The sequence below is a fragment of the endosymbiont GvMRE of Glomus versiforme genome, assembly GCF_003546845.1.
On the sequence record NZ_NWVA01000002.1, the window covers coordinates 350,954 to 372,254 of the forward strand.

Annotated in this window: 16 protein-coding genes; 10 read left to right on the forward strand and 6 right to left on the reverse strand. The window is 32.7% G+C overall.

Going from position 1 to position 21,301, the window contains the following annotated elements; translation table 4 throughout:
- Nucleotide 1: 1 nt before the first annotated feature.
- Nucleotides 2-226 (reverse strand): hypothetical protein, encoded by a 225-nt coding sequence (locus GvMRE_RS05500; RefSeq protein ID WP_147410248.1) that lies wholly within the window; start codon nt 224-226, stop codon nt 2-4.
- 103 nt (nt 227-329) lie between these two features.
- Here GvMRE_RS05500 and GvMRE_RS13565 point away from each other — a divergent pair, with 103 nt between their 5' ends.
- Together GvMRE_RS13565 and GvMRE_RS05505 are read left to right on the forward strand one after the other, a co-directional pair.
- Nucleotides 330-440 (forward strand): phage integrase SAM-like domain-containing protein, encoded by a 111-nt coding sequence (locus GvMRE_RS13565; protein WP_172575279.1) that lies wholly within the window; start codon nt 330-332, stop codon nt 438-440.
- A gap of 60 nt (nt 441-500) precedes the next feature.
- A complete protein-coding gene (locus tag GvMRE_RS05505) occupies nt 501-1,256 on the forward strand; it encodes a hypothetical protein (RefSeq protein ID WP_147410249.1) in 756 nt (251 codons plus the stop codon).
- 15 nt (nt 1,257-1,271) lie between these two features.
- Here the strand turns inward: GvMRE_RS05505 and tsaD are convergent, their stop codons facing one another.
- The gene (gene tsaD, locus GvMRE_RS05510) at nt 1,272-2,246 is read right to left on the reverse strand and encodes a tRNA (adenosine(37)-N6)-threonylcarbamoyltransferase complex transferase subunit TsaD (RefSeq protein WP_147410250.1); all 975 of its coding nucleotides are present in this window, start codon (nt 2,244-2,246) and stop codon (nt 1,272-1,274) included.
- A gap of 76 nt (nt 2,247-2,322) precedes the next feature.
- Here tsaD and rpsD point away from each other — a divergent pair, with 76 nt between their 5' ends.
- The 5 genes from rpsD to GvMRE_RS05535 all read left to right on the forward strand — a co-directional run bounded on the left by rpsD (nt 2,323) and on the right by GvMRE_RS05535 (nt 6,495).
- Nucleotides 2,323-2,949: a 30S ribosomal protein S4 gene (rpsD, locus tag GvMRE_RS05515; protein ID WP_147410251.1), complete on the forward strand. Its 627-nt coding sequence runs from the start codon at nt 2,323-2,325 to the stop codon at nt 2,947-2,949.
- Nucleotides 2,950-3,016: 67 nt separating this feature from the next.
- Nucleotides 3,017-3,556, forward strand: coding sequence for a dUTP diphosphatase (locus GvMRE_RS05520; protein WP_147410252.1), 540 nt, complete (start codon nt 3,017-3,019; stop codon nt 3,554-3,556).
- Nucleotides 3,557-3,674: 118 nt separating this feature from the next.
- The gene (locus GvMRE_RS05525) at nt 3,675-3,866 is read left to right on the forward strand and encodes a hypothetical protein (RefSeq protein ID WP_147410253.1); all 192 of its coding nucleotides are present in this window, start codon (nt 3,675-3,677) and stop codon (nt 3,864-3,866) included.
- A 1-nt stretch (nt 3,867) separates the two neighbouring features.
- The gene (locus tag GvMRE_RS05530; RefSeq protein WP_147410254.1) at nt 3,868-5,748 is read left to right on the forward strand and encodes a J domain-containing protein; all 1,881 of its coding nucleotides are present in this window, start codon (nt 3,868-3,870) and stop codon (nt 5,746-5,748) included.
- Nucleotides 5,749-6,261: 513 nt separating this feature from the next.
- Nucleotides 6,262-6,495, forward strand: coding sequence for a 50S ribosomal protein L31 (locus GvMRE_RS05535; RefSeq protein WP_147410255.1), 234 nt, complete (start codon nt 6,262-6,264; stop codon nt 6,493-6,495).
- Nucleotides 6,496-6,544: 49 nt separating this feature from the next.
- Here the strand turns inward: GvMRE_RS05535 and GvMRE_RS05540 are convergent, their stop codons facing one another.
- Entirely contained in the window at nt 6,545-7,303 is a 759-nt protein-coding gene (locus GvMRE_RS05540) for a hypothetical protein (RefSeq protein ID WP_147410256.1), read from the reverse strand.
- Nucleotides 7,304-7,334: 31 nt separating this feature from the next.
- Nucleotides 7,335-7,829: a hypothetical protein gene (locus GvMRE_RS05545; protein ID WP_147410257.1), complete on the reverse strand. Its 495-nt coding sequence runs from the start codon at nt 7,827-7,829 to the stop codon at nt 7,335-7,337.
- A 171-nt stretch (nt 7,830-8,000) separates the two neighbouring features.
- On the opposite strand from GvMRE_RS05545, the gene GvMRE_RS05550 reads away from it, so the two are divergent.
- A complete protein-coding gene (locus GvMRE_RS05550) occupies nt 8,001-8,819 on the forward strand; it encodes an alanine--tRNA ligase-related protein (RefSeq protein WP_147410258.1) in 819 nt (272 codons plus the stop codon).
- A 228-nt stretch (nt 8,820-9,047) separates the two neighbouring features.
- Here the strand turns inward: GvMRE_RS05550 and GvMRE_RS05555 are convergent, their stop codons facing one another.
- Nucleotides 9,048-9,800: a DNA-methyltransferase gene (locus tag GvMRE_RS05555; protein WP_147410259.1), complete on the reverse strand. Its 753-nt coding sequence runs from the start codon at nt 9,798-9,800 to the stop codon at nt 9,048-9,050.
- A gap of 79 nt (nt 9,801-9,879) precedes the next feature.
- Between GvMRE_RS05555 and GvMRE_RS05560 the strand changes: the two genes are divergently transcribed.
- Nucleotides 9,880-14,835, forward strand: a complete 4,956-nt coding sequence (locus GvMRE_RS05560; RefSeq protein WP_172575280.1) for a protein kinase domain-containing protein — start codon at nt 9,880-9,882, stop codon at nt 14,833-14,835.
- A gap of 40 nt (nt 14,836-14,875) precedes the next feature.
- On the forward strand, nt 14,876-15,214 hold the full coding sequence (locus tag GvMRE_RS05565) for a hypothetical protein (RefSeq protein WP_147410261.1): 339 nt from the start codon (nt 14,876-14,878) through the stop codon (nt 15,212-15,214).
- 122 nt (nt 15,215-15,336) lie between these two features.
- Here the strand turns inward: GvMRE_RS05565 and GvMRE_RS05570 are convergent, their stop codons facing one another.
- Nucleotides 15,337-21,120, reverse strand: coding sequence for a coiled-coil domain-containing protein (locus tag GvMRE_RS05570; RefSeq protein WP_147410262.1), 5,784 nt, complete (start codon nt 21,118-21,120; stop codon nt 15,337-15,339).
- Between the last annotated feature and the right edge of the window lie 181 nt (nt 21,121-21,301).

Below are 21,301 nucleotides of genomic sequence, written 5' to 3' on the forward strand. Positions count from 1 at the left end.
TTTATTTCTTAATTACTCCGCCAAATTTAGTATTAAATTCAACATATCCGATATTGGCAGAAAGGGCATATAATTGGCTGACAACCATACTATGAACCTGCGGACGAAGAATTAAAATAAGTTCATCCATACCAAAACTACAAATTAACTTTCCTGCTTTGTTTCATTTTTTAGAATATTCCATTAATTTATGGGCTTGGATATCAATACTATTTCAAATTACCACAAAATTACTTATTCCTGTGGTGGCATCTACACCTAATTTATAAAAGTCTTTGGCTTCTTTGATATAATATATGAATTGATTAATGAATATAGAAATTAGAAATATGAAAAACCTAAAAGAATTTAAAAACTACCTAGAAAATAACCATTTATCACCTGACACTATTAGGAATTATCTTTGAAGTTTAAAAAAATATGGAGAGAAAGAGAGTTAAATACTTTACAAATTATTAATTTTTTAATAGACAACGTAATACTAAAAATAATATAAAGTAATGGAACCAAAAAACGAATTAGAAAAGCAAGCAATTTCTCTTGCTGAGCCAGAAAACAAAAAGATAACCTATGAAGTTAAAGATAATGGTCTTTTATGACCTTATTATCAAGGAAAAAAGGCTTGAAGTCCAAGCTCTTTAGTGGAAATTTTAAAATTAATTGAATATGGAGATAAACAAATACCAGAAATTGTACTCCAAAGAGCCGCTATGAATGGCAAGTTATTTCATCAAATCATTCAAGAATTTATCCAAAAAGGTCCTAATTCAGCGACTCCAAATGATTGAGAAGTAAGTGAAAAAGTGCGGCAAAAACTTCATGAAACTATCGATTTCATTGAGCAGAACCGTCAAATCCTTAACTCTAATTGTTTTCTAGGAAAAGAAAGATTACACCATGCTTTTTATGAAGGAGTGTTGGTTGCTACTTATACTGATTTAGAATTTGAAGATTACATAGTAGAATTAAAAACTAATAACATTAAAATGCATGAGAGTCCTTTAACTCTTTTAGCATTTCAAATTCAGTTATTAATTCAGCATTTGTGTACTAAAAAAGAAGTTTATTTGCTTTGGAGCACTGGTAGTGGAGTAATTTTTCACCGTTTTCAGGTTTCCCCAAGTTTATTTAAAATTCTTGACTCTCTAATTGATCTGGTAAAAAAGAAAGATATTTATACCTTAAAAGAAAAAAGAGCCATTGTGGAAAAAATTTTGCTTGACTATGTTCCTCAACGATTGATCGATTTTGACTAAAAAGGAAAATAAAATTTAATTTGCTTTTTTTGCTTTTGCAATCTTGTAATAAGCCAAAATCCCAATCATGGCAGCATTATCAGTACAATATTTTCTCTGAGGAAGAAATAATTTTACATTTTTAGTTTCATTTTGGAGAAATTTCTGAATGTAGTCAGTTAAATATTTATTTGCTACCACCCCTCCGCCCAAAGCAACAGTGCTGATTTTTTTCTCATTAAAAGCTTTTTTAATTTTAAAAGTCAAGATTTTTGCCAAAGTGTGTTGTAAAGAACAAGCCAAGTTGTTAATATTTAATCTTGTTAGATTATTTTCGAGTTTTTTTCGTTCAATTATTCGTCGCACAGCAGTTTTTAGACCGCTAAAACTAAAATCAAAGGTGTCATTTAATTTAGTTAAAGGCAAAGGACAAGTGTTTTCTCCCCTTAAAGCCAATTTTTCAATAACCGGTCCTCCGGGATAAGTATAACCCAAAAACAAAGACACTTTATCCAAGCATTCACCAATTGCATCATCCAAAGTTTGCCCTAACAATTCAAAATCTAAATGCTTTTTTAAATAATAAAGTTGAGTGTGCCCACCACTGATTACCGAGGCTAAAACCGGAAATTTTCACTCCTTGGTGCTTTCTAACAAACTAGCATAAATGTGTCCTTCTAGATGATTACAAGAAATAAGCGGTTTATTTAAATAAAGAGCAAGAGTTTCAGCGATTACTTTGCCAATTTGCAAACAAATAACCAATCCCGGTTTTTCAGTATAAGCAATGTAATCAATTTTTTTTTGTTCTATTTGGGACTCTGTCAAAGCTTTTTTTAAAACTTTTTGCATGTTTTTTAAATGCAACTTTGCAGCTAAGTCAGGAACTACCCCTCCATATTGTTGCTGCTCCCAAATTTGAGAGGCAGTAACATTACTTAGAACTTTTTTGTTCTCTAAAATAGCAATACTAGTTTCATCACAACTGGTTTCAATAGCGAGAATTATCATAATTAGTATAATTTTAACCGTTTTTTTATATCTATTTGGATATCGAAACTGTGAACAATTACATAAAATTATTAATATGGAAAAACGTCCAATTTGGAAAATGTCGCGGGCTTTAGAATTTTCTTTGCTCGGAAACAAAAAAGAATTTAGTCGTGGTAAAAGACGAGTTACTCCTCCTGGTCAGCATGGCCAAAAGAAAGTTAGAAGAAAAAAAATTTCTCCTTTTGGCGTCCAAAACCGAGAAAAACAAAGAATCCGTTTTTCTTATGGTCTAAAAGCAAAGCAATTAAAAAATCTTTTTCTTAAATTAAAAGAAAAAAAAGGTAATACTTCCCAACATGTATTAACCAATCTAGCGTCTCGCTTGGATAATTTAATCTTTCGCTCTGGTTTGGTCAGTACTTACCTTTGAGCTCGCAAATGGGCTGTTCAGAATCATTTTTTAGTCAACCAGAAAAAAATAAACAAACCTGGCTATCTAGCGAAACCTGGCGATGTCATAAGTTTGGAAAAATACATGTGAAATAATAAACTAATTCAACAACAGCTTCAACAAAATGTTAAAGTTCCTGATTTTTTGAAATTAGATAAAGAAAAACTGGAAATTACTTATTCTTATTATCCTTCAATGGAAGAGTTAGAAAAAGAGATTGAAGGAATTAATTTTTCTTCGGTAGTAGAATGATATAATCAAAGAACTTAATTTAAAAACAATTAATGAGTGAAAATAACAAGAAAAAATAAAGTTCAATTGATTGTAAAAAATCTTTATGATTTCACCAAAAACTTGAAAAATAATTCAAGATAAACAAAATGAGTTAGACCAACTTATTTATCAGCAAGCCCAAGTTGAGTGAAAATGACGTTCTTTCACTAATGCTAAAAGGCTAAAATTAAACATTTTAATCGAGATTGGCGAACTTGCTAATGAACTAAAAACTTTTAAACTCTGGCGCAAAAAAGGAGAAATTAACCAAACAAAAGCCCAAGTGGAATTAGTTGACTGTCTTTGTTTCTTTCTAGGACTTTGAAATATTTACCAAGTTGATTTTACTGACTATCAATTTTTTTCTCCTACTGAGAAAAAAGATTTTAATGACTTGTTGTCTCAATTCTTTTTCCAAAGTGAACAATTAATTGTTTTGAAAAAAACAAGAAAATTATCAAAAAAAGCCCAACAAACTTATTATGATTGGTTACAAATTTTTAGTGAAATAACTCTAAAACTCCAAATGAACGAAAAAAAACTGCTGGACGTCTATAAACAAAAAAATAAAACTAATCAACAAAGAGCAATTAGAGGATATTAATCTTTCAAATAAATTTCAATAAAATCTTGTCTTTCGCGCACAAGAGATTCAGATTAATTGTATAAAAGAATCAAAATGAGAGTAAAATATATGTATAAATACATGAGGTAAAAAAGTTATGAAAAGATTATACAAAATTTTAGGAATAGACAGAAATGCTAGTGAAAACGAATTTTTATTTATTATAACAAATAAGCAAAAAAGAAGTAATGAGAGAGAGAGAGAGAGAGAGAGAGAGAGTTTAGTAGCAGAAAAAACAGGGTTCAAACAGAGTATTTTATCAGCGTTTTTTAAGGAGGTGAAAAATTAACATGGTAAGATATTATACAGAATGCCTCGATTTTGAAAAGGACGAACTAGGCAGATACAAAAAAATAGGAACAAACCAAAGAGGTGCAAAAATCGAACATGATAAACATAATTGTACTAACGACTGCTACGTTCTTTGTGGTTGAAAGAGAGAAGAATCGATAGTAAGAATTTGGCAGTGTGAGCGTTGTGGTAGTAACAATATTAAATCCGAAGAGTTGGCTGACACAAGCAAAATAGAGGATATTGATTTTGGTGTTGATTATTATGAAGTTCTCGGATTGCCGGAAAATGCTTCTAAAAGAGAAATAAGAGATAAAGGAATAAAGTTAATCACTAAATTAGATAAAAAAGTCCGTATTGAAATACCGGACAGAATAAAGAAGCAGGTAGAAGAAGAATTAAAAAGAAAATTAGGAAGAACACCTACTGGTTTGGAAATTGAAAAAGAAGCTGAACCAAGAATTCGCACTGATAATGCAGATGTGTCAGATAAAGAAATAATTAAAGCAACCCGGGAGCTCCGTTTTGCAAAAGAAGCTTATGAGACACTATTCAATAACCAAAAGAGAAAAAAAATTGATGACGGTTATCTTGGAATAAAAGACAAAGTTACCTGTTATAGTCATCAGCCAGCAGTGGGAGAAGTAATTGTAGGAAAAGGTAAAACTGGGATTCAAAAAAATTTGGCAAAAAAACATAGCCATCTTTATTTTTGTAAACAAGCATGTTTAGACCAATGTTTTATAATGTGAGGAGAAAACACTGCAAGTAGCAATTCAGGAAGTTCTGGTTCATCTTTTTGTTATGTTTGTCACCAAGTAAAAAACCCAGTAAAAAAGAAGAGAGGAGAATCAAAATATTGTTGTTATGACTGCTATTTTAAATTTCCTACTTGCCATCAATGCCCGAAAAAATGTTGACAAGGTAGCCGACTTAAACTAATAGAAGCAGGAAAAGATGTGAGGTTTTGTTCCTGAGATTGCACTAATGCATGATGAGAAAAAAATAAAGAAAAATTAGCCAAGCAAGAATTAAAAAAAATCATTGACCAGGCTAGCAACGGAAGTTTAAAAACTGCTGAGGAAATTCAAAAAGCAATTGATTTATTAAAAATTTTTGGCAATTCTCCTCTTGGTAGTGCTAAAAAAAAGGCTTGGGATGAAAATTTGGCTCAATGTTTGCTTTTATATGGTTTGCTTCAAGAAAAAAAGCAAATTGTTGATTTACAAAACAAGGTAATTAGAGAAATTGAAAATTACTGAATTAGCAAAGTTGGTTCCTTAACGAATAAAATAAACAACTGAACCATAGAGCAAGTTTTAAACTCAGGTTTTATGACTTGAAAAACTAATTTGCGTGCCAAAACTACTCGTGGTGAAATTATAGTAGAGCAAAATCGTTTGATTAGATTAATTGACGACGCGGTTGCGAAACAACAACAACAACAACAACAACACACTCCTAATTCTTCTAGTCATCAATCTAATAGCGGGACAAGTAGCAGCAATTTTTCCTCTTCTAATACTTCATCTACCGGCGATTCCTCACAAGATTTCCCTTCATCATCACAAAATGATTCTCCTCAATCTTCTTCAGCAAGGGGCACAAACTCTACTCCTTCATCAAGTGGAAGCAATGATAACTCTAGTTCTAGTTCACCAGGAACTTCTCCTTCCTCAACAAGTTCTAGCATTGGAAGCGGAAGTTCATCAGGCTCTTCTTCTTTTGGCGAAGGGGGGGGGGGGATTATTATCCAAGTAGTTCCTCTTCTACCTCAACTGACTCTTCTCCTGCTTCTCCCAAATCGCCAAGCGATAAACCGATTTCTAACAACGAAAAATCCGAAAAACCTCCTTCCTCCTCAAATAACAATGATTTAGAAGACATTGTAAAAACTGGTCAGGAAATACTAGAAAATGACCAAACCAATCCTGAACAAATTCAAGAAATAGTTGAAAAATTAAAAGATTATGCTAATTCAGAAGATATAAATAAACAACAAAGTTGAAAAGATAACCAAGAGACTAACGAAAAAGTTCTCGTTCAGAATATTACTAATTTAATCAGTAAACAACCACTAGAAAAGGCGAAAGAAACTGCTAAACAAGAAATAAAGCAATTACAAAAAACCAACAAAACTTTCGCTAATTTAAACTCAGACTGAGAAAGTAAACTTGAAAGACTAAAAACCTCCCAACAAGTAGCCAACTTTTTCCAACAAGTAGTAAGCCAAACAACTACCCAAAATAAAATTAAAGAAATTAAACCAGCAACTCCAACTGACAGTAAGCCAAACACCAAACTAATTGCTCTTGTTGTTGGAATTGTTGTTTTAATTACAGGAGGCTCTTTAGCAGTGATGTTTATTTTCAAAAAGAAGAAAAAATAATAATATGAAAAAAAAACTCCATAATTCCCTTTATTTAATAAATTATCACTGTATTTCTTGCCAAACAGAATACCAAAATTGGTCTACTTCTCAGAAAAATAAAGAAATTGCCACTTGCGCCAACTGTAATCCTGCTTACAAAGGAGAAAGTTTAGCCAAAATAAGGGTAGGAAGAGCAGAAAAATTTCACCAAAGACAGCAAAAAGCCCAAGAAAAAGCAGCAGCAAAAGCCAAATAATCATTTTTATACAAATTCTTTTAATTTTTAAAAAATATTTATTGCTCCTTTATTCCTCTTCCTCTGTTTGGCTAATTTTCTTGGTTTGGCAGGATTTGCAAAAAGGAAAGTAATTTTCAGAGTGGCTGCTTCTGGTTTTTTCCCTTTCCAAACCAAGCAAAAGTTTTTGAAAGTAGTCAGAAGAATGCAGAATAGTTTTATGACACCCTAAACACTTAGTGCTGGCACAATCAAAACAGACTATTCCTTCTCTTTCTTCTTTATTGATATAGTAGGGGGTATCGAATATTTTGACATTGCATTTATCACAAATTAGGTGGTGAAATTCTTCACGACAACTGTGTGAACAAAATTGGTTGCCTTGCTCGTCAATATTTTTACTAACAAAGCTCCATCAACTAATTTTTTTGGCACAAGTTGCACACAGATTTTTGCCTTCTATTGGTAATGATTGAGAGCTAGAAACAGAATTTAATCTTTCCCAACTTAACTTTTCTGAAGGCAAGCGAAAGTCACAGATCAATTTTTGAGCATGTTTTCTTTTCCGGGGAGAAATTAATTTCAATAGCTCATTGCAAATAATTTGGATTACTTGTTTTAAGCATTTTTTGTCAAAATATTCAAGTTCTACCTCGTAACAGTCGTCTTCGGTTATTTCTAATTTTTGTCTTTTTTCCATCCACTTATGAAATTTTATTCTTTCACTGTAATTAGCTGACCCTAATTTCTTTCGTAAACTTTTGCACTCGCTAAGCAATGATTGAAAGTTATCAAAAACAAATTCTTTATTTGCTCCCATTTTTTTCATATTTAATATTTTATGGAATATAAACAGTGAACTATCTTTTTTTAGACTTGAAAATTCAAGCAATTATTGCAATTAAAAGTAATACACCAGCAATAATCACTACTGGCAAAACTCATTTTGGTCACTCTTTATCATGAGAACTTTCTTGTAGACTTTTACCAGCTTTTTCTAATCCTTCACCGGTTTTCTCGACTGCTTTGGACGAAGTTTCGCCAACTTTATCAGTTGCTTTTTTGCTAGTATCTTTAACTTTTTGCCAAGCAGTGCGGTCCGAGTTTCAGGTGCCGCCATTAATTATCAAAGTGTCTTCCTTACCTTGGGTCATGTCTGCTCCAACTTCAATTTTGATACTTTTATCCTCAACAAATTCTTCCAAATCACTTTCGTTCTGGTATTCAATTTGGATTAGGGAATAACTATGGTCGCCATAATTAAAAGGCTCGACTTCATAAAGAACATATTTTTTACCCTCTTCTTCTAATTTGTTCTTGCTTCTTTTTATTTTTGCTACAATATTATCTGTCATAATATATTATTTTTACACTCCTTTCAACTCTCTCTCTCTCTCTCTCTCTCTCTGATTTTTTATTGTTAAATTTCCCTATTTCTTGCTAAGAATTAATATTTTTAATATGTTAACTTTATTAATCTATTAGAGAATTATTTTCGTTTAACTTTTGTGGTTAAAAAATATCATATGACCAAAAAAAATTCCCGTAAAAGCGTTATCTCCACCAATGAAGTTAGAAAAAAATGACTAAGTTTTTTTCAGCAAAAAGGTTATTACTTGCTTGAACCAGTTTCTTTGGTCCCCCAAAACGACCCTTCACTTTTGTGAATTAATTCCGGAGTAGCTACTTTAAAAAAATATTTTAGTAATCCTTCTTTGGCTCCTTCTCGTAATTTAGTTAATTGTCAAAGAGTAATTCGCACCGACGATTTAACTAATATCAATCAATATTCTTATCACCAAACGCTTTTTGAAATGTTAGGAGTTTTTTCCATTGGAGGAAAGTTTAAGCAAGAAACCATTCCTTATTTTTGGGAATTTTTTACTTCCCCAGAATGGTTAGGGCTAGCACCAGAAAGATTATTTATTACTGTTTACCAACAAGATGCTGATACTTATAAATTTTGAAAAGAACAAAAAGGCATTCTCCGTGAACACATTCTTTACGGCTCAAAGAAAACTAATGTTTGAGACATGGGAGGAGATAACAGTCCTTGGGGCTATAACACCGAAATTTATTATGATTTTCAAACTAACCAGGATATACCAAAAAACGCTGCTGATTTGGATAATAAAAGGTTTTTGGAAATCTGTAATATTGTCTTTCCGGAATTTTACCATCAGGGAGATAATGATTTGCCCTTAAAAGAAAAGTGTGTAGACGTCGGCGGGGGACTAGAAAGAATAGCCATGGTAGTTCAAAGTAAAAAAAACACTTTTGAAATTGACTTATGAGAACCAGTTATTCAATTAATAAAGGAGAGACACAGTAACAAGTATAAATAGTATACAATAAATTATTATTTTAAATATAGAAATATAATGTTATCATATTCATTAGTTAATGGGAAAATCTTCTTCTTAACACAAAAAAAAATCTGGCACTAGTAACAAGATATTTACACGCGTATGAGAGCCTTTAAGTTTAACCATGGTTTTTTTACCTATAAGTATATTTTATGGTATACCAAAAAAAAACTATATATAACTCCCCAGTAAACTATATATAGAAAACTAAACAAACTCAAAACAATTTAAGCAAACTGTTTCTGAAGCCTGGAAACTAGGTCTTTTTGTTTTCCTAAAAAACTCCTCCATTTCGCTATAAGTTAAATCACAGCCTATAAATTTCCTATTAGTTTCTTGACAAGCCTCTAAAACCACAAAGGAGCCGGCACAAGGGTCAATAATTAAGTCTCCTTGTTCAGTGGTGGCTTCAATCAAAGCCTTAATTAACTCTTTAGGCTTTTGATGAGGGTGGTTTCTTTGATTAGTGGACAAACTGTTTTCAGTTCAAACATTTCCAAAAGACTTATCTTTAAACAACCTGCTATTCAAAGGATATTTCTGTAAAAGCAAAGCAAACTCTGTCTGATTCCGGAAATAACTACCAAAGCCAAAATGAGGCTTATTTCACATTAATAAGTCCACCATCTTTAAGTTAGAAACATGCTTTAATCAAGTTAAAAACTGCCCAGTAATCGGCAAAGTTTTATTAATTCACAGTAAACAGAACCCGCTGGGCTTTAATACTCTGGCTATTTCTTTTAAAAACTGGTTGATTTGCTGGGAAGTTTGATAAATTAAAGGTCAGTTTTTGATGCGAGAAACTTTATTTGCTATTTCATATTGGGGGTCAAAGAAGACTAGTTTGGTTGAATTAGTGGGCAAAGAACGCAATAATTCTAAGCCATTGCCTTGGTTAACAGAGTTGTGGGCAAAATTACTCTCTCTCTCTCTCTCTCTCTCTCTCTGGAAATGAAACATATTGATTTTATTTTTAGGAGAAAGTAGCCTCCTAGAAATAAGGAGGTTTTTAATTGGTGGTATACTAAAATATTATATTATGGAAAATAATAAAGATTGGAAAGACATGCATGTTGATTTTACTCCTGAATTACAAAAAGATTGAGAAGACAAAGGATTTAATTATGAACAAGCTAAACAATGAATAGGTGTTGGTTTTACTCCAAGTGAAAAAGAATTTGATATTGCTTGATGACTAATAAACATACAGAATAGATCTTTTGGATTAAACTTAAATGCTGAAGAATTAAGAAAAGAATTTAAAGAATACTTAGAAAAACTATATCAAGAATGAGGAAATATTCATGAAGATTTTAAATCAGGTTGAGCATTTACTTGAACGAGAAATGGTTTTGACTATCAAAAAACCAAGTTTTTGATAGATAATGGTTTTACACCAAAAGATTACAAAATGGCTGAGGAATGAAAAGACCAAAATTTTACCATCGAAGAAGTCCAACAGTGACTAAATAAAGGTTTAAATAAAAACAGCGTACATCTTGCTAAATTTTTATTAGATGAGGGTTATGACCTTGTTTCTTTTCCTAATGATAGCAGATTAAATGAATTAAAAGAAGAATATTTGAAAAATACTAATGATTGGAATTTCATTCACCCTTATTTTACTGAAGAAACCTGAAAAGGTAAAACCTACCAACAAAAGTGAGAAGAAGAAGGCTTTACTTACCAAGATGCTCAAGAATGAATTCCAGTTGGATTTGAACCAGATGATTATTGAACAGTTAAAGAATGAAAAGAAATAGGTATTAATACCCAGCAATTTCAAGAATGAAGTCGAAGTGGATTTAAACCAAACGATTATAGGAAGGTTAAGGAGTGAAAAAACTCTAATTTCACTCCCCAAGAAGTTAAATCTTGAATGGATATAGGTTTAACTAAAAATGGCTATGAATTCGCAGTTTATTTAAAAAAAAATAATTATACTCCAGCTACTGCTTTTCAAGAAAAAAGCTATGCTCAAAGATATTTAGATTGCTTTTATCCCAAAGAAAAAAGAAAAGAAATAACTGGATTAAATATTTGTAACAAAAATCTCCAAGGGCATTTAGACTTATCTGATTTTGTTAATTTAGAGGAATTAAATTGTTATGATAACCAACTAACTTCTTTAAACTTAAATAATTGTTTGAAGTTAAAAAAATTAGATATTAGTGATACTGATATAGAAGGAAGCATTAAACATTTGCCAAAAAATGTCAAAAAAATTTGATGTTCAAGTCAAGAAAGACCTGAAAGTAAAGTAAAAACAGTTGAAGAACAATTAAAATCAAGTTCTTTGTTTGACTTTAACGGCAATTTGTATGCTAGAAATTGAAAAGAGATTCATCCAGATTTTACTCCTGAATTACGAGAAAAATGAGAAAGTTGAACTTATACTTCTAATAAAAAGCCATATCTTCCTTACGAAGAAGTCAAAGAATGGATTGCTTCTGGTTTAACTCCTCATGATGCCGATTTTGCTGGCTATTTAAAAAATAACAAATATAAACCACAAGATTTAAACAAAATTAACTTAGAAGCAAAAAGATGGGGAGAAATTCACGAAGATTTCAAAGATGAACACTATCAAGATCTTTGAAAAAATCATGGTTTTGACTACCAAGTTGTCAAAGAATGAAAAGAAATTTTAGGAGAAAAATTTGAAGCTAGTGATTGAGCTTTCTGTGCTTGATTAAAAGATGAAAAACATTTAACTCTGCAAGAAGTTAAACAAAAAGGTGGTGCTAAATCTTTAAAAGAAGAATACAACAAACTTTGAACTAGTATTCATTCTGGTTTTTCTGAAGCAAATGCTTTTTTAGTCAAAACCTACCAACAACTCTGAGAAGAAACAGATATTTCCCATCAAGAAACCAAGCAGTGAATCTCGGCAGGATTTGAATTAAGCGACTACAATGAAGTTAAACAATGAAAAGACAATAATTTCACCCCTCGAGAAGCTAAATCCTGACTAAAAGCTGGTATAGTTTCTAAAAAAGCGAACCTTGCTACTCATTTAAAAGAAAAAGGTTGTACTCCTCAACAATTCGCTGATAAATTTAAGAATCAAAGAGATGCTCAAGAATGAGTAGATTATTTTTACCCTCTTGAGAAGAGGAAAGAAATAAAAAAATTAGACCTTAGTCATGAAAAATTAACCGGCACTTTAAATTTATCCGATTTTATTAATTTGGAAGAGTTGCAAATGCCCTCTAACCAGATATCAGACATTAATTTTTTACAACAACTGACCAATCCTGAGAAATTAAGGGTGCTAGGTTTGTCTTCCAACAACGTCATTTGTGACTTAAATCTTTTTTCTCATTTCACTAATTTAGAGGAATTAATTTTAGGAGAACGCTTTGGTGTAGCAACAAAAAACAAGACATTAAAATTAAACAGATTTCATGGCTCTCTCGAACCTTTGAAAAATTTAACAAAATTAAAAAAACTCGATATCTCTAATACTGATATTAACAAAGGATTAGAATATTTGCCTGATAGCCTTGAAGAATTTTATTTTTCATCAAATCTTAGGGAAAATTCTAAAGTAAAGACTATTTCTAATTATTTCGAAAGAGAACGAAAAGACAACCAAGAAGAAAAAGATTTTGTCCAAAAAAAACTTCGAAGTTGAAAAAAACATAGAGAAAATTGGGGGAAAAAAGAATTTAATGAACAAGAATTTGAAGAATGAACCAGAGAAGGTTTAAAGATTAATGAATGAAAATACGCTGATTATTTAAAACAAAGGGGTTATAATCCTTCCGATGCCAATAAAAAAAAATATAGAAAAGAGTATGAAAAACATAGAGAAAAAGAATTAAGAAAAGAAAACATGTATGAACTTAGTGCAGAAGTAATTGAGCAATTAGAAGAATTTGATCATAGCGAGTTGACTTCTGAACAAAAGAAATTAATCAAGAGACTAATACCAAATAAAGAACTAAGGAAAAGATATAAAGAAGGTGGATTGTGCCTAGAGTGTAATCAACCTAACACTTGAGCTTATAAAAAAAGCATTATTGAAGAAGATTTGCCCTATACAAAAGAAGGGGTTTGATGTAAGCCTTGTAGATCCAAGCATTTTCAAGAAGCTAAATGAACTAGTGGTAATCAGGAAATCAATAAATTTATCCGAGAATCTCAGTTAGAAGTAACCAACTCAGGAGAAATATTAGAATGAATTCCTTACGAGCAATTTGAAATTGAAAAAGATGAACGGGGAAATAACAAAATTTTAGGTAAAGGAGGTTTTGGTAAAGTATACAAGGCTAAATGAAAAGATGGACCAATTAAAGAGTGAAATATCAAAAACAGTAAGTGAGAAAGAGAAGAAAACAAAGAAATTGTCTTAAAGGTTTTAAATGATTCAAAAAATGTAACGACTAGTTTTTTACGAGAAGTTGCCAATCACAAGGTATGTAGTAGTGAATTTATTTTGTCACTTTATGGTATTTCCCAAGATACTGATGGCAACTATGTGATGGTAATGGATTACATGGATAAAGGTAATCTGAGAGAAATTTTGATAAATGTGGATAGAGACAACAGTTTAGACATCTTTGACAGAATAGGTCCAAAGGCTAGAAGATTATACTTTATCCTCGGAGGATTAGATGCCATTCATGAACAAGGATTAATTCACCGAGACTTGCATCCAGGAAATATTTTAAATTATAATGATGATACATGCTTTATTACTGATTTTGGATTGTGTAAGCCAGTTGATGAAAAGGATGATGAACAAATTTACGGAGTAATGCCTTATGTAGCACCAGAAGTTTTAAGCAGAAAAGAAGAATATACTCAAGCTAGTGATATTTATTCTTTTGGTATAATAGCTACGGAAATAATTACAGATTTGCCTCCTTACGTAACTTATGATGAAAGAACAAATAGTTATAAAGAATTACCTCATGATAGTGATTTGGCTTTAAAAATATGTAGCGGTCTGCGACCAAATATAGATAACGTTAAAGTGATGCCACAAATGCTAAAAGATCTAATTAAAGAATGTTGGGATACTAATCCATCAAAGCGACCAACTGCAAAAGAGTTGAAAGGGTTGGTTGATTCAGTTTTACTTAGAATATCAACATGAGAATTTACAGAAATTATAAAACTTATTGCCACTAAGCTTCCTAAGTTATCTTTACAGCTTTTGGAATTGTGAAGAAAAAGAGAATCGTTTGATAACATTGAAATTCCTCAATACGAAGTTCATCCTGATGCATCGAGACACAGCAAACTTATAAATACTAGGAGAATTAGCGACTTTTTGTTTGCTTCTAAGGATCTTGAGTTAGATATTAATTGCATTAGTGAAGAGTTTATTTTAGAACAATTGACTAGTTCACTTAAGAGCAAATTACAGAGCAAAAGTTTATTTTCTAAAGATAAGCAGAAAATGAGAGAAGAAAAACTAGAAACATTCTTTGAAACTATTCCAGAAACTCAAGAAGAGTTTATCAAAGAATTAGAAAGTATTAAGCCAGGGCTAAGCAAAAAAATAAATGCTGAAAAGATAAGAGAATTTTTATCAATCAAGAGTGAATTAACTAAATCAAAAAGTCTTCAATCATCATCTTGTCAAGATACTAGGCAAATTGACTTAGAAATCCCTGCTAAGATAGAGAAGTTAAATTTGGAAGAAGGTCAATCAACAACAATTGATTTATTAGCAAGACAAAACTGAACTAGCATCCACTCCAGTTTCACTCCTCAACTAATCCAATCTTGGCAAAACTATAACTTTACTTATGAACAAACCCGTGACTGAATAAATATTCATTCCCTAAATGACCAAGAGCAAGCCACCAAAGAACCTGAATTTTATGCTTATTTACGTGATGAATTACAGTTAACTCCCGAACAAGTTTTAAATGATAATAGTATTAATTTAGTGGATTTAAGGAAGCATTTTAGAGAATATCAGCAAAGTCAACAATTGCAAGCTCAAATTATCCAACCACCAAAAGGAGGAAGTAATTAATGCTCTCTCTCTCTCTCTCTCTCTGTAAAGGAGGTTTAGCATGGTAGATAAGGAAAAACAACAAAAAAGTCGAAAACGCTGAATTAGCGTTATATCGTGAACAGTTGGCTTACTTTTAGCTTACTTAATCACTTGGCTCTTATTAGGAATAAGTATTGGTGATATTTGATTATCACTAAAAAGTATCTTCGCTAGCAATGAAAAACTAATTACCTATTTTCCACAACTAGAAGCCATGAGTAATAAACTTGGAAAAGCACTAGTAGGCAAACTTATTTTTCCGTGGGCTCGTAAAAAACTCGAAGAAGAAGCAGTGAAAGATGTGCTAACTGGTAATATTAGTGGAGTAAATCAAGGAGTAAAACTTATTCATTTTTAGTTATAGGGATTTGATTTTTAATGCTTGCGGCTTTATGAGCAGGATTTTATTACTTAATTAAGTGGATTGTTTCTCGGTTTATTTGAAAAGAGGCCAATTTGTCTGAGCAAGAAAATGACAACTTAATTGAAGAATAAATTCGGATCGTTAATTTTCTCTTTAATCGCTCCTTTTAAACCAGCCTCGTTATAAAACCTATCTCCCAAAAAAGTAGCAATGGCAGTTAATTGTTTGCCATAGGGGTAAATTGACATTCGACCAGTGGCTACTGAAATTCGTCTGCTATCTCCGGTTTCGGAAGCATCAAGTCTGCTAATATTGATTCTGGCTCCCATAGCCAATAATTCTTCAATGTTGTATAAATAATCACTTGGTTTAGTTTGCCAAGAAACTCCTTGCACGCAATTAGGAAACTCCGTGCTGGAAGGACAATAACCTAGAATATACCTCATAGCTTTGTCGTGAACCTCACTTAAAGCAAATCTTTGGGCTTTTTCTTGCCTTAAATTTTGTTCTTGTTTTTGGCGAGCTATTCTTTCTTGTTCTAATTGCTTTTGAGATTCTTGGAAGTTTCTTTCAGCTAATTCTGCTTCTTCGGCTAACTTGCGGATTTCTTGCTCTTTTTCTTGTCTTTCTCTTTCCGCTTGCTGTTGTTTAACCATTAATTCACGTTCGTGTTTTCGGCGTTCTTGAAGCATTTCTTCTTCTAAATAAGCCTTTCTTTGCTCGGCTTCTTTAAGAATTTTCTGTCGTTGTTCTTCATCTTCAAGAGCGATGGCTTCCAGTTTTTTCTTAGTTTCTTCTTCGAGTAGTTTGGCTTGTTTTTTTAAGCGTTCTTGCTCGAGTTGGTTGGCTTTTTCAAGTTTTTCGATTTGTTCACGTTTCTTTTTTTCTTCTAATTCGACTTCTTTTTTCTTAACTGCTAAGGCATCCTCAGCAAGTTTTTTATTGCGTTCTAATTGTTCGGTTTTGGCTGCTAAACGTTTTTCTTCCTGTTCGGCTAATTCTTTATCACGAGCTTCGCGAAGTTGCCGTTTTTTTTCTTCTTCTTGGGCTTCTAATTCTCTTTCGCGTTGTCTTTTTTCTACTTCTTCTTTTAGTTTGCGATCCTTCTCAGAGAGATTGGCTTGTCGGCGGGAGAATTGTTGCTCATCAAGTTTTTTGCGGGTTTCTTCACGGCTTTTTTTCTTTTTTTGGTGTTCGGCTTCTTCTTGGTTTAGATTAGCAAACAGGTCATCATAGCGAGAAGTAGAAGAAGTAGGCTTGCTGGGTTGATTTTCTTGCTGTCATTCCTGATATTTTTTCCTTAATTCTTCACTATCACTTTCATTTAATACTTGCTCAGGGGTTAATTCAATTATGTCTCTTAGCCATTTAGCATAGTTGCTTTCTTCGGGTTTTAAGCCAATGTCAATTCATTCTTTAGCAGTTTCATAAGAAAAAGAGTTATTTTTCCATTCTTTAACTAATTTAGCCGTGAAATCCAAACTAATATCTTTTCATTTCTCTCAGTTTTTATCCTCTACTGGCTGATAGGTATTTAAGCGTCGGTTAATTTGTTCGTTTACTATTTCTTCTAAATTAAGGTTAGCCAGGATTTCTTTTTCTTTTGGACTGCGACTAGAAGCATATTTTTCTCAGATAATTTTGTTGATAGATATTTCCTGATTAGCCAGAGAGTTTAAGTATTCTTGGTAGTATTCTTCTAGCCAGTTATTTTCTTCTAAGGATTCCGCAAAAGTTTGCTCAGTAAATGTCTCCACGGCAAATACTAGCAATTCAAAGAAATTATACTTAGGAATTGTTTTTAAGCCACAAGTAAGTAAGATATCACGCTGTCAGCCTTTAAGTGTTCCAATTTCAACATAGTTGTCCAAAGTTAAGTTAAATTGTGTTTCATCAGTTTCTTTATATCATTTCAACAGGGAAGTTATTATCGATAATTTATCAGCCTGGATTTGTTCTTGATTGGCTTGTTTTTCTTTCTCTTCTTGTTGCTTTTTTAAGATTTTCTGTTCTCCTTGGAGGAATTTTGTTTTTAAAGGCAAATAAGGGCTTTTAGTTTCTCCAAAAGCAGTATTAGGGTCAGGAATTATTTCTTGATTAACAAAAAATGATAAACTACTGTTTTTTAGGCTTAAAGAACGCACTAATTCTAGGGCTAGTTGAGAATATTTATACTCTTTAGTTAAAGAAGCTAAACTTTGGAGAATAGTCTTTTGTTTCTCGCTAAAAGCAAAAGTTTTAAAAGCATCAGGGTGTAAAGTGGCTAGTTTTATCTCTTGTTCCTCGGTTAATTTCGCTCTTTCTAAGCCAAATTTAAGTAAATTATCTTTTTGTTCTTCACTTACTTGCCAGTTAGAAGCATTAAAGAAACTTACTCCCATTTCTTCTAGAGAGTTTCGTTGATTTTCAGTTAAATTTAGAGTGGTGATTAATAAACGAAGAATGTTTTCTTTTTCTTTAGTAGTTAAGGTGAAGTTCTGGTGTTCTTGGGCGATTTGTTGCTGAATTCTGGCTAATGTATACTTGTTTTCTAGGGTTTTTAAGCCTAATGCTTCTAATCCGGAATTGAGCAGTTTAAGTTTTTGGAAGTTGGTTAGTTGGTGGTAGTTTTCTTTTAACTCGTTGGTGTGATATTTTACTCTTTCCGCTTGACAACTAATAGCAAAAACTTGTTCTGGAGTTAGGTGTAAATTGCTTAAAATGTTGGCTTCTTCTTCGGTTAAAGGAAGATTTTCAATGACAAAAGATATTTTTTGGAGAGTGTTGGTTTCTTGATTTCTAGGGATAATTGATTTCAACCAGCCTTTGATTCTTTCTCATTCGGATTTGATGCCGGACTCCCTTGCTTCTAAGAGGTCAATATCCACAGCAGAAGTAAGGGGATTTTTTTTGATTTGTGCTAGAGATTGTTTAATTTGGTTGATTTTCTCTTGGGCTTGTTCTTTTTGGTGAGTGTTCTCGGTTTCTTGTGTTTCTTTTAGAGTTTGTTCCAATTCTGCTTCTAGTTTTCTTTGTTCTTGTTTAGGTTTTTGTTGTTGTTCTATCTTTTCAATAATTGTTTGTTGTTTTTGAGTGTATTCTTGTTCTACTTTCTTGCTTTCTGCTTCGTAGTTTTGGTTTTGTGCTTGGATTTTTTGGATGGTTTCTTCTTGAATTCTAGTTAGTTCTTTTTGAGAAGCTTGGTTAATTTGGCGTTTTTGGTACCAAGTATAAGCATAAAGGAGAGCAATAATGGCATTAAATCCAATTACACTAGGCATTTTGTATTTTTCCTGTTCTGGGGCAGAGTAAGCAAGAACATTACCCATGACATAACCAATTATGAGGAAGTAATTCTCCCATAAATGTTGATATTCAAGAATTTGGTCTTTTTTATAGTAAGCAATGGCTAAGCATATGTTCAGAATAACTAAACCAGGCAAGCCATTCCGCTTATAGACAATATATTCCATGAGAAAAATAATCAGGTAAAGCATAAATAAAGTCATTTGGTTCTGCTGTGCTGCAGAAGATTCTGAAGAAGAGTCAGCAGCGGCTTCGGCAGCTTGGGCGGCTTCTTCCATTAACTTAGCCACGGGAGGTAGTTCAGGAGCAGGGGCTTCTTCTAAAACTTCTTCTTGGATTTCCTGAATTTCTTCTCATTCTTGTTCTAAGATTTCTTGTTGGTTTTCAGTTATTTGTTGTTCAGTTTGTTGGAGTTCGTATTCTAACTCTTCTTTTGTTAATTCTGCTTCTAATTGGCTAATGTTTTCCTGAATAGTTTGGGATTGGCTGTTATTAGGTTGAGTTTGACTTAATTCTTGCTTAAATTGAGCAAGTTTTTGTTGTTTGGCTTGGATTTGTTGAGGAATTATTTTTGCGGAGGCTGATTGGCTTGGATTTCCTGCTTTTGATGGCTTAGAAGTTGTGCTTTTTTCTTCTTCTTCGGCCATTTCTTCAACAGTGGAAACATTTTGCTTAATTTGTTCTTGAATTTCGGCTAATTGTTCTAAAAGTTGACTTTTGGTGCTTTCTATTTGTTGGTAAATTTCGGCTTCTAATTCTGGTTCTGTTCTGTCCTCTTTTTGCGTTCCTGATTGGATGGTTTCTGGTTTTCTCTTTTCTGGGTCAGTTAAAGGAGCAGTTTCATTATCTCCTAATAGTCTAGTATCTCAGCCTCATTCTCTTAGTTGTTCCGGAGTAAAAGTTTTCGCTCAACGAGAATCAGGATTTAAAGGCATTCCTTCTGGGTGAGGTATTTGGATTTCTGTGCCTTCTTTAACTCCTACTTTTCATTCTCGTTCGGCTAATTCTTCGGTAAGTGTGGTTTGGGATTGCTGTAAAATGTTTAATTGGGCTAATAGTTTGGCTTCATCAGCTTTTAGTTGGAGGGTTTTTTGGAGTTTATTAAGAGCTGGTTCCTGCTCAGTAAAATCGGAAAGTTGTTGTGATTTTATCAGGTTGTCAATTCTTTCATTGGCTCAGCGGGCTTCTTGTTTAACTTTTTTCGTTTCTTGCTTGTTTTTCTCAATTTGTTGCTCTAGTTCTTGGATTCGTTCCCTTTCTTTTTGGAGTTCTTCGGTTAAGTTATCGACTTTCCTGACTGCTTTTTTGGCAGTAAACAAAGCTTCTTCGGTCTGTTCCTCAAGGTCGAATATTTCTCGGTGAAGTTTATTTATTCTTTCGTGGGTTTCTTCAGCAATTTCTTCCATGCCACGGGCAACGAATTCTAGTTTAGTGGTTTGTTCATTGATTAGTTCGGTATGGGTGTCTACTTCTTCAAGCATTTCACGGAATTCTACGTCAAGTTTCTTTTGGGATAGTTTAATATTTTGTTGTTCTTCCTCATAATCATCTAATCTGTCTTGATTATCGGCAATTTTTTCGTTAAGTATTTTAGTTTGGCGAGTGTATTCAGTTTCAAGGCTTTCTAGGTCTTGTTGGGTTTGGGCGGTTTGTTGGTTAATTTCTCCTTTATATTTGCTGAAATCATCAGATAAGTCTTGCTTTTCTTGTTCTAAATTCTCTAATTTACTGTTAGTAGTTTTAATGGCATCGGCTAGTTCTTCGTCTTTTCTTTCTCGTTCTAGTTTTTCTTCAAAGATTTTGCGGGCGTTTTCGATAGTTTTCTTTTCTACTTTGTCCATGCGTTCGTCTAATTCATTAAGGTGTTCCTGAACGGCTTCATTGACTTTCTTTTGGGCTTGTACTACTTGGCTAATAGCATTTTCTAACTGTTCTCTTTGTTGCTCCATTTCTTGGCGTAATTGCCGCTTAGTTTCTTCATTTTTTTGCTGGATTTCAGCTTTGAGTTCTATTTTCTGCTGCTTTAGTTCACCGCTAAGGTTGGCAATCTCAGAGTCGATACGGTTAATTTCTTGGGTGAATTTGGTGTCTTGTTGTTGGAGTTTTTGATTAAATTCTTGGGATTGTTGTTCAATTTGGTCTTCAAGTTCGGATTTCATTTCTCCCATAGCCTGTTTTAGTTCTCTGCCTTGGGTTTGAATGTCTGATTTTACCCCTTCTAAGTCAGAACGCACGGAATCCAAGCCTTCTTTTAAAGTTCCCATGCCTTGTTCTAGGGTTCCGGTGCGGTCACCAAGACCTTTCATTTCTCCTTCCAGGTTGTCCATGCGATTACCCATTCCTTGCATTCCTACTTCTAAGCCACCTACTCGGTCTCCCATGCCTTTTAGTCCTTTTTCCATATCACCCATTCTTTTGTCAGCACCTTTTTTGTAGTCGCCGAATTGGTTGGCAAATTCGCTGAAATTATTCTCTCCTGTATTAAGTAAATCTTTAGCCATTCCGGTGGCTCTTTGCAATCCCTTAAAGGCTTTTTTTGCTAGTTTACCTCCCGGAAGCATACCAAGTCCTGTTTCTAATATTCCAAGACCAAATTGTTTTCAGTTAAATACCATATTATTATTTCGTTTGTTTTTGTTTTGTTGTTTTAAAAGTGAAGCGAATTGAATGGATTTGCAAATAGTAAAAGGAAGTGATTAGTAAAGGGAAATAAAAGAAAGTAAGAGGACAAAGTAAATTTATTTGATATAGAAAATTAATTGATAAAACACGATGCAAGTCAAAAAAACTTCTTTA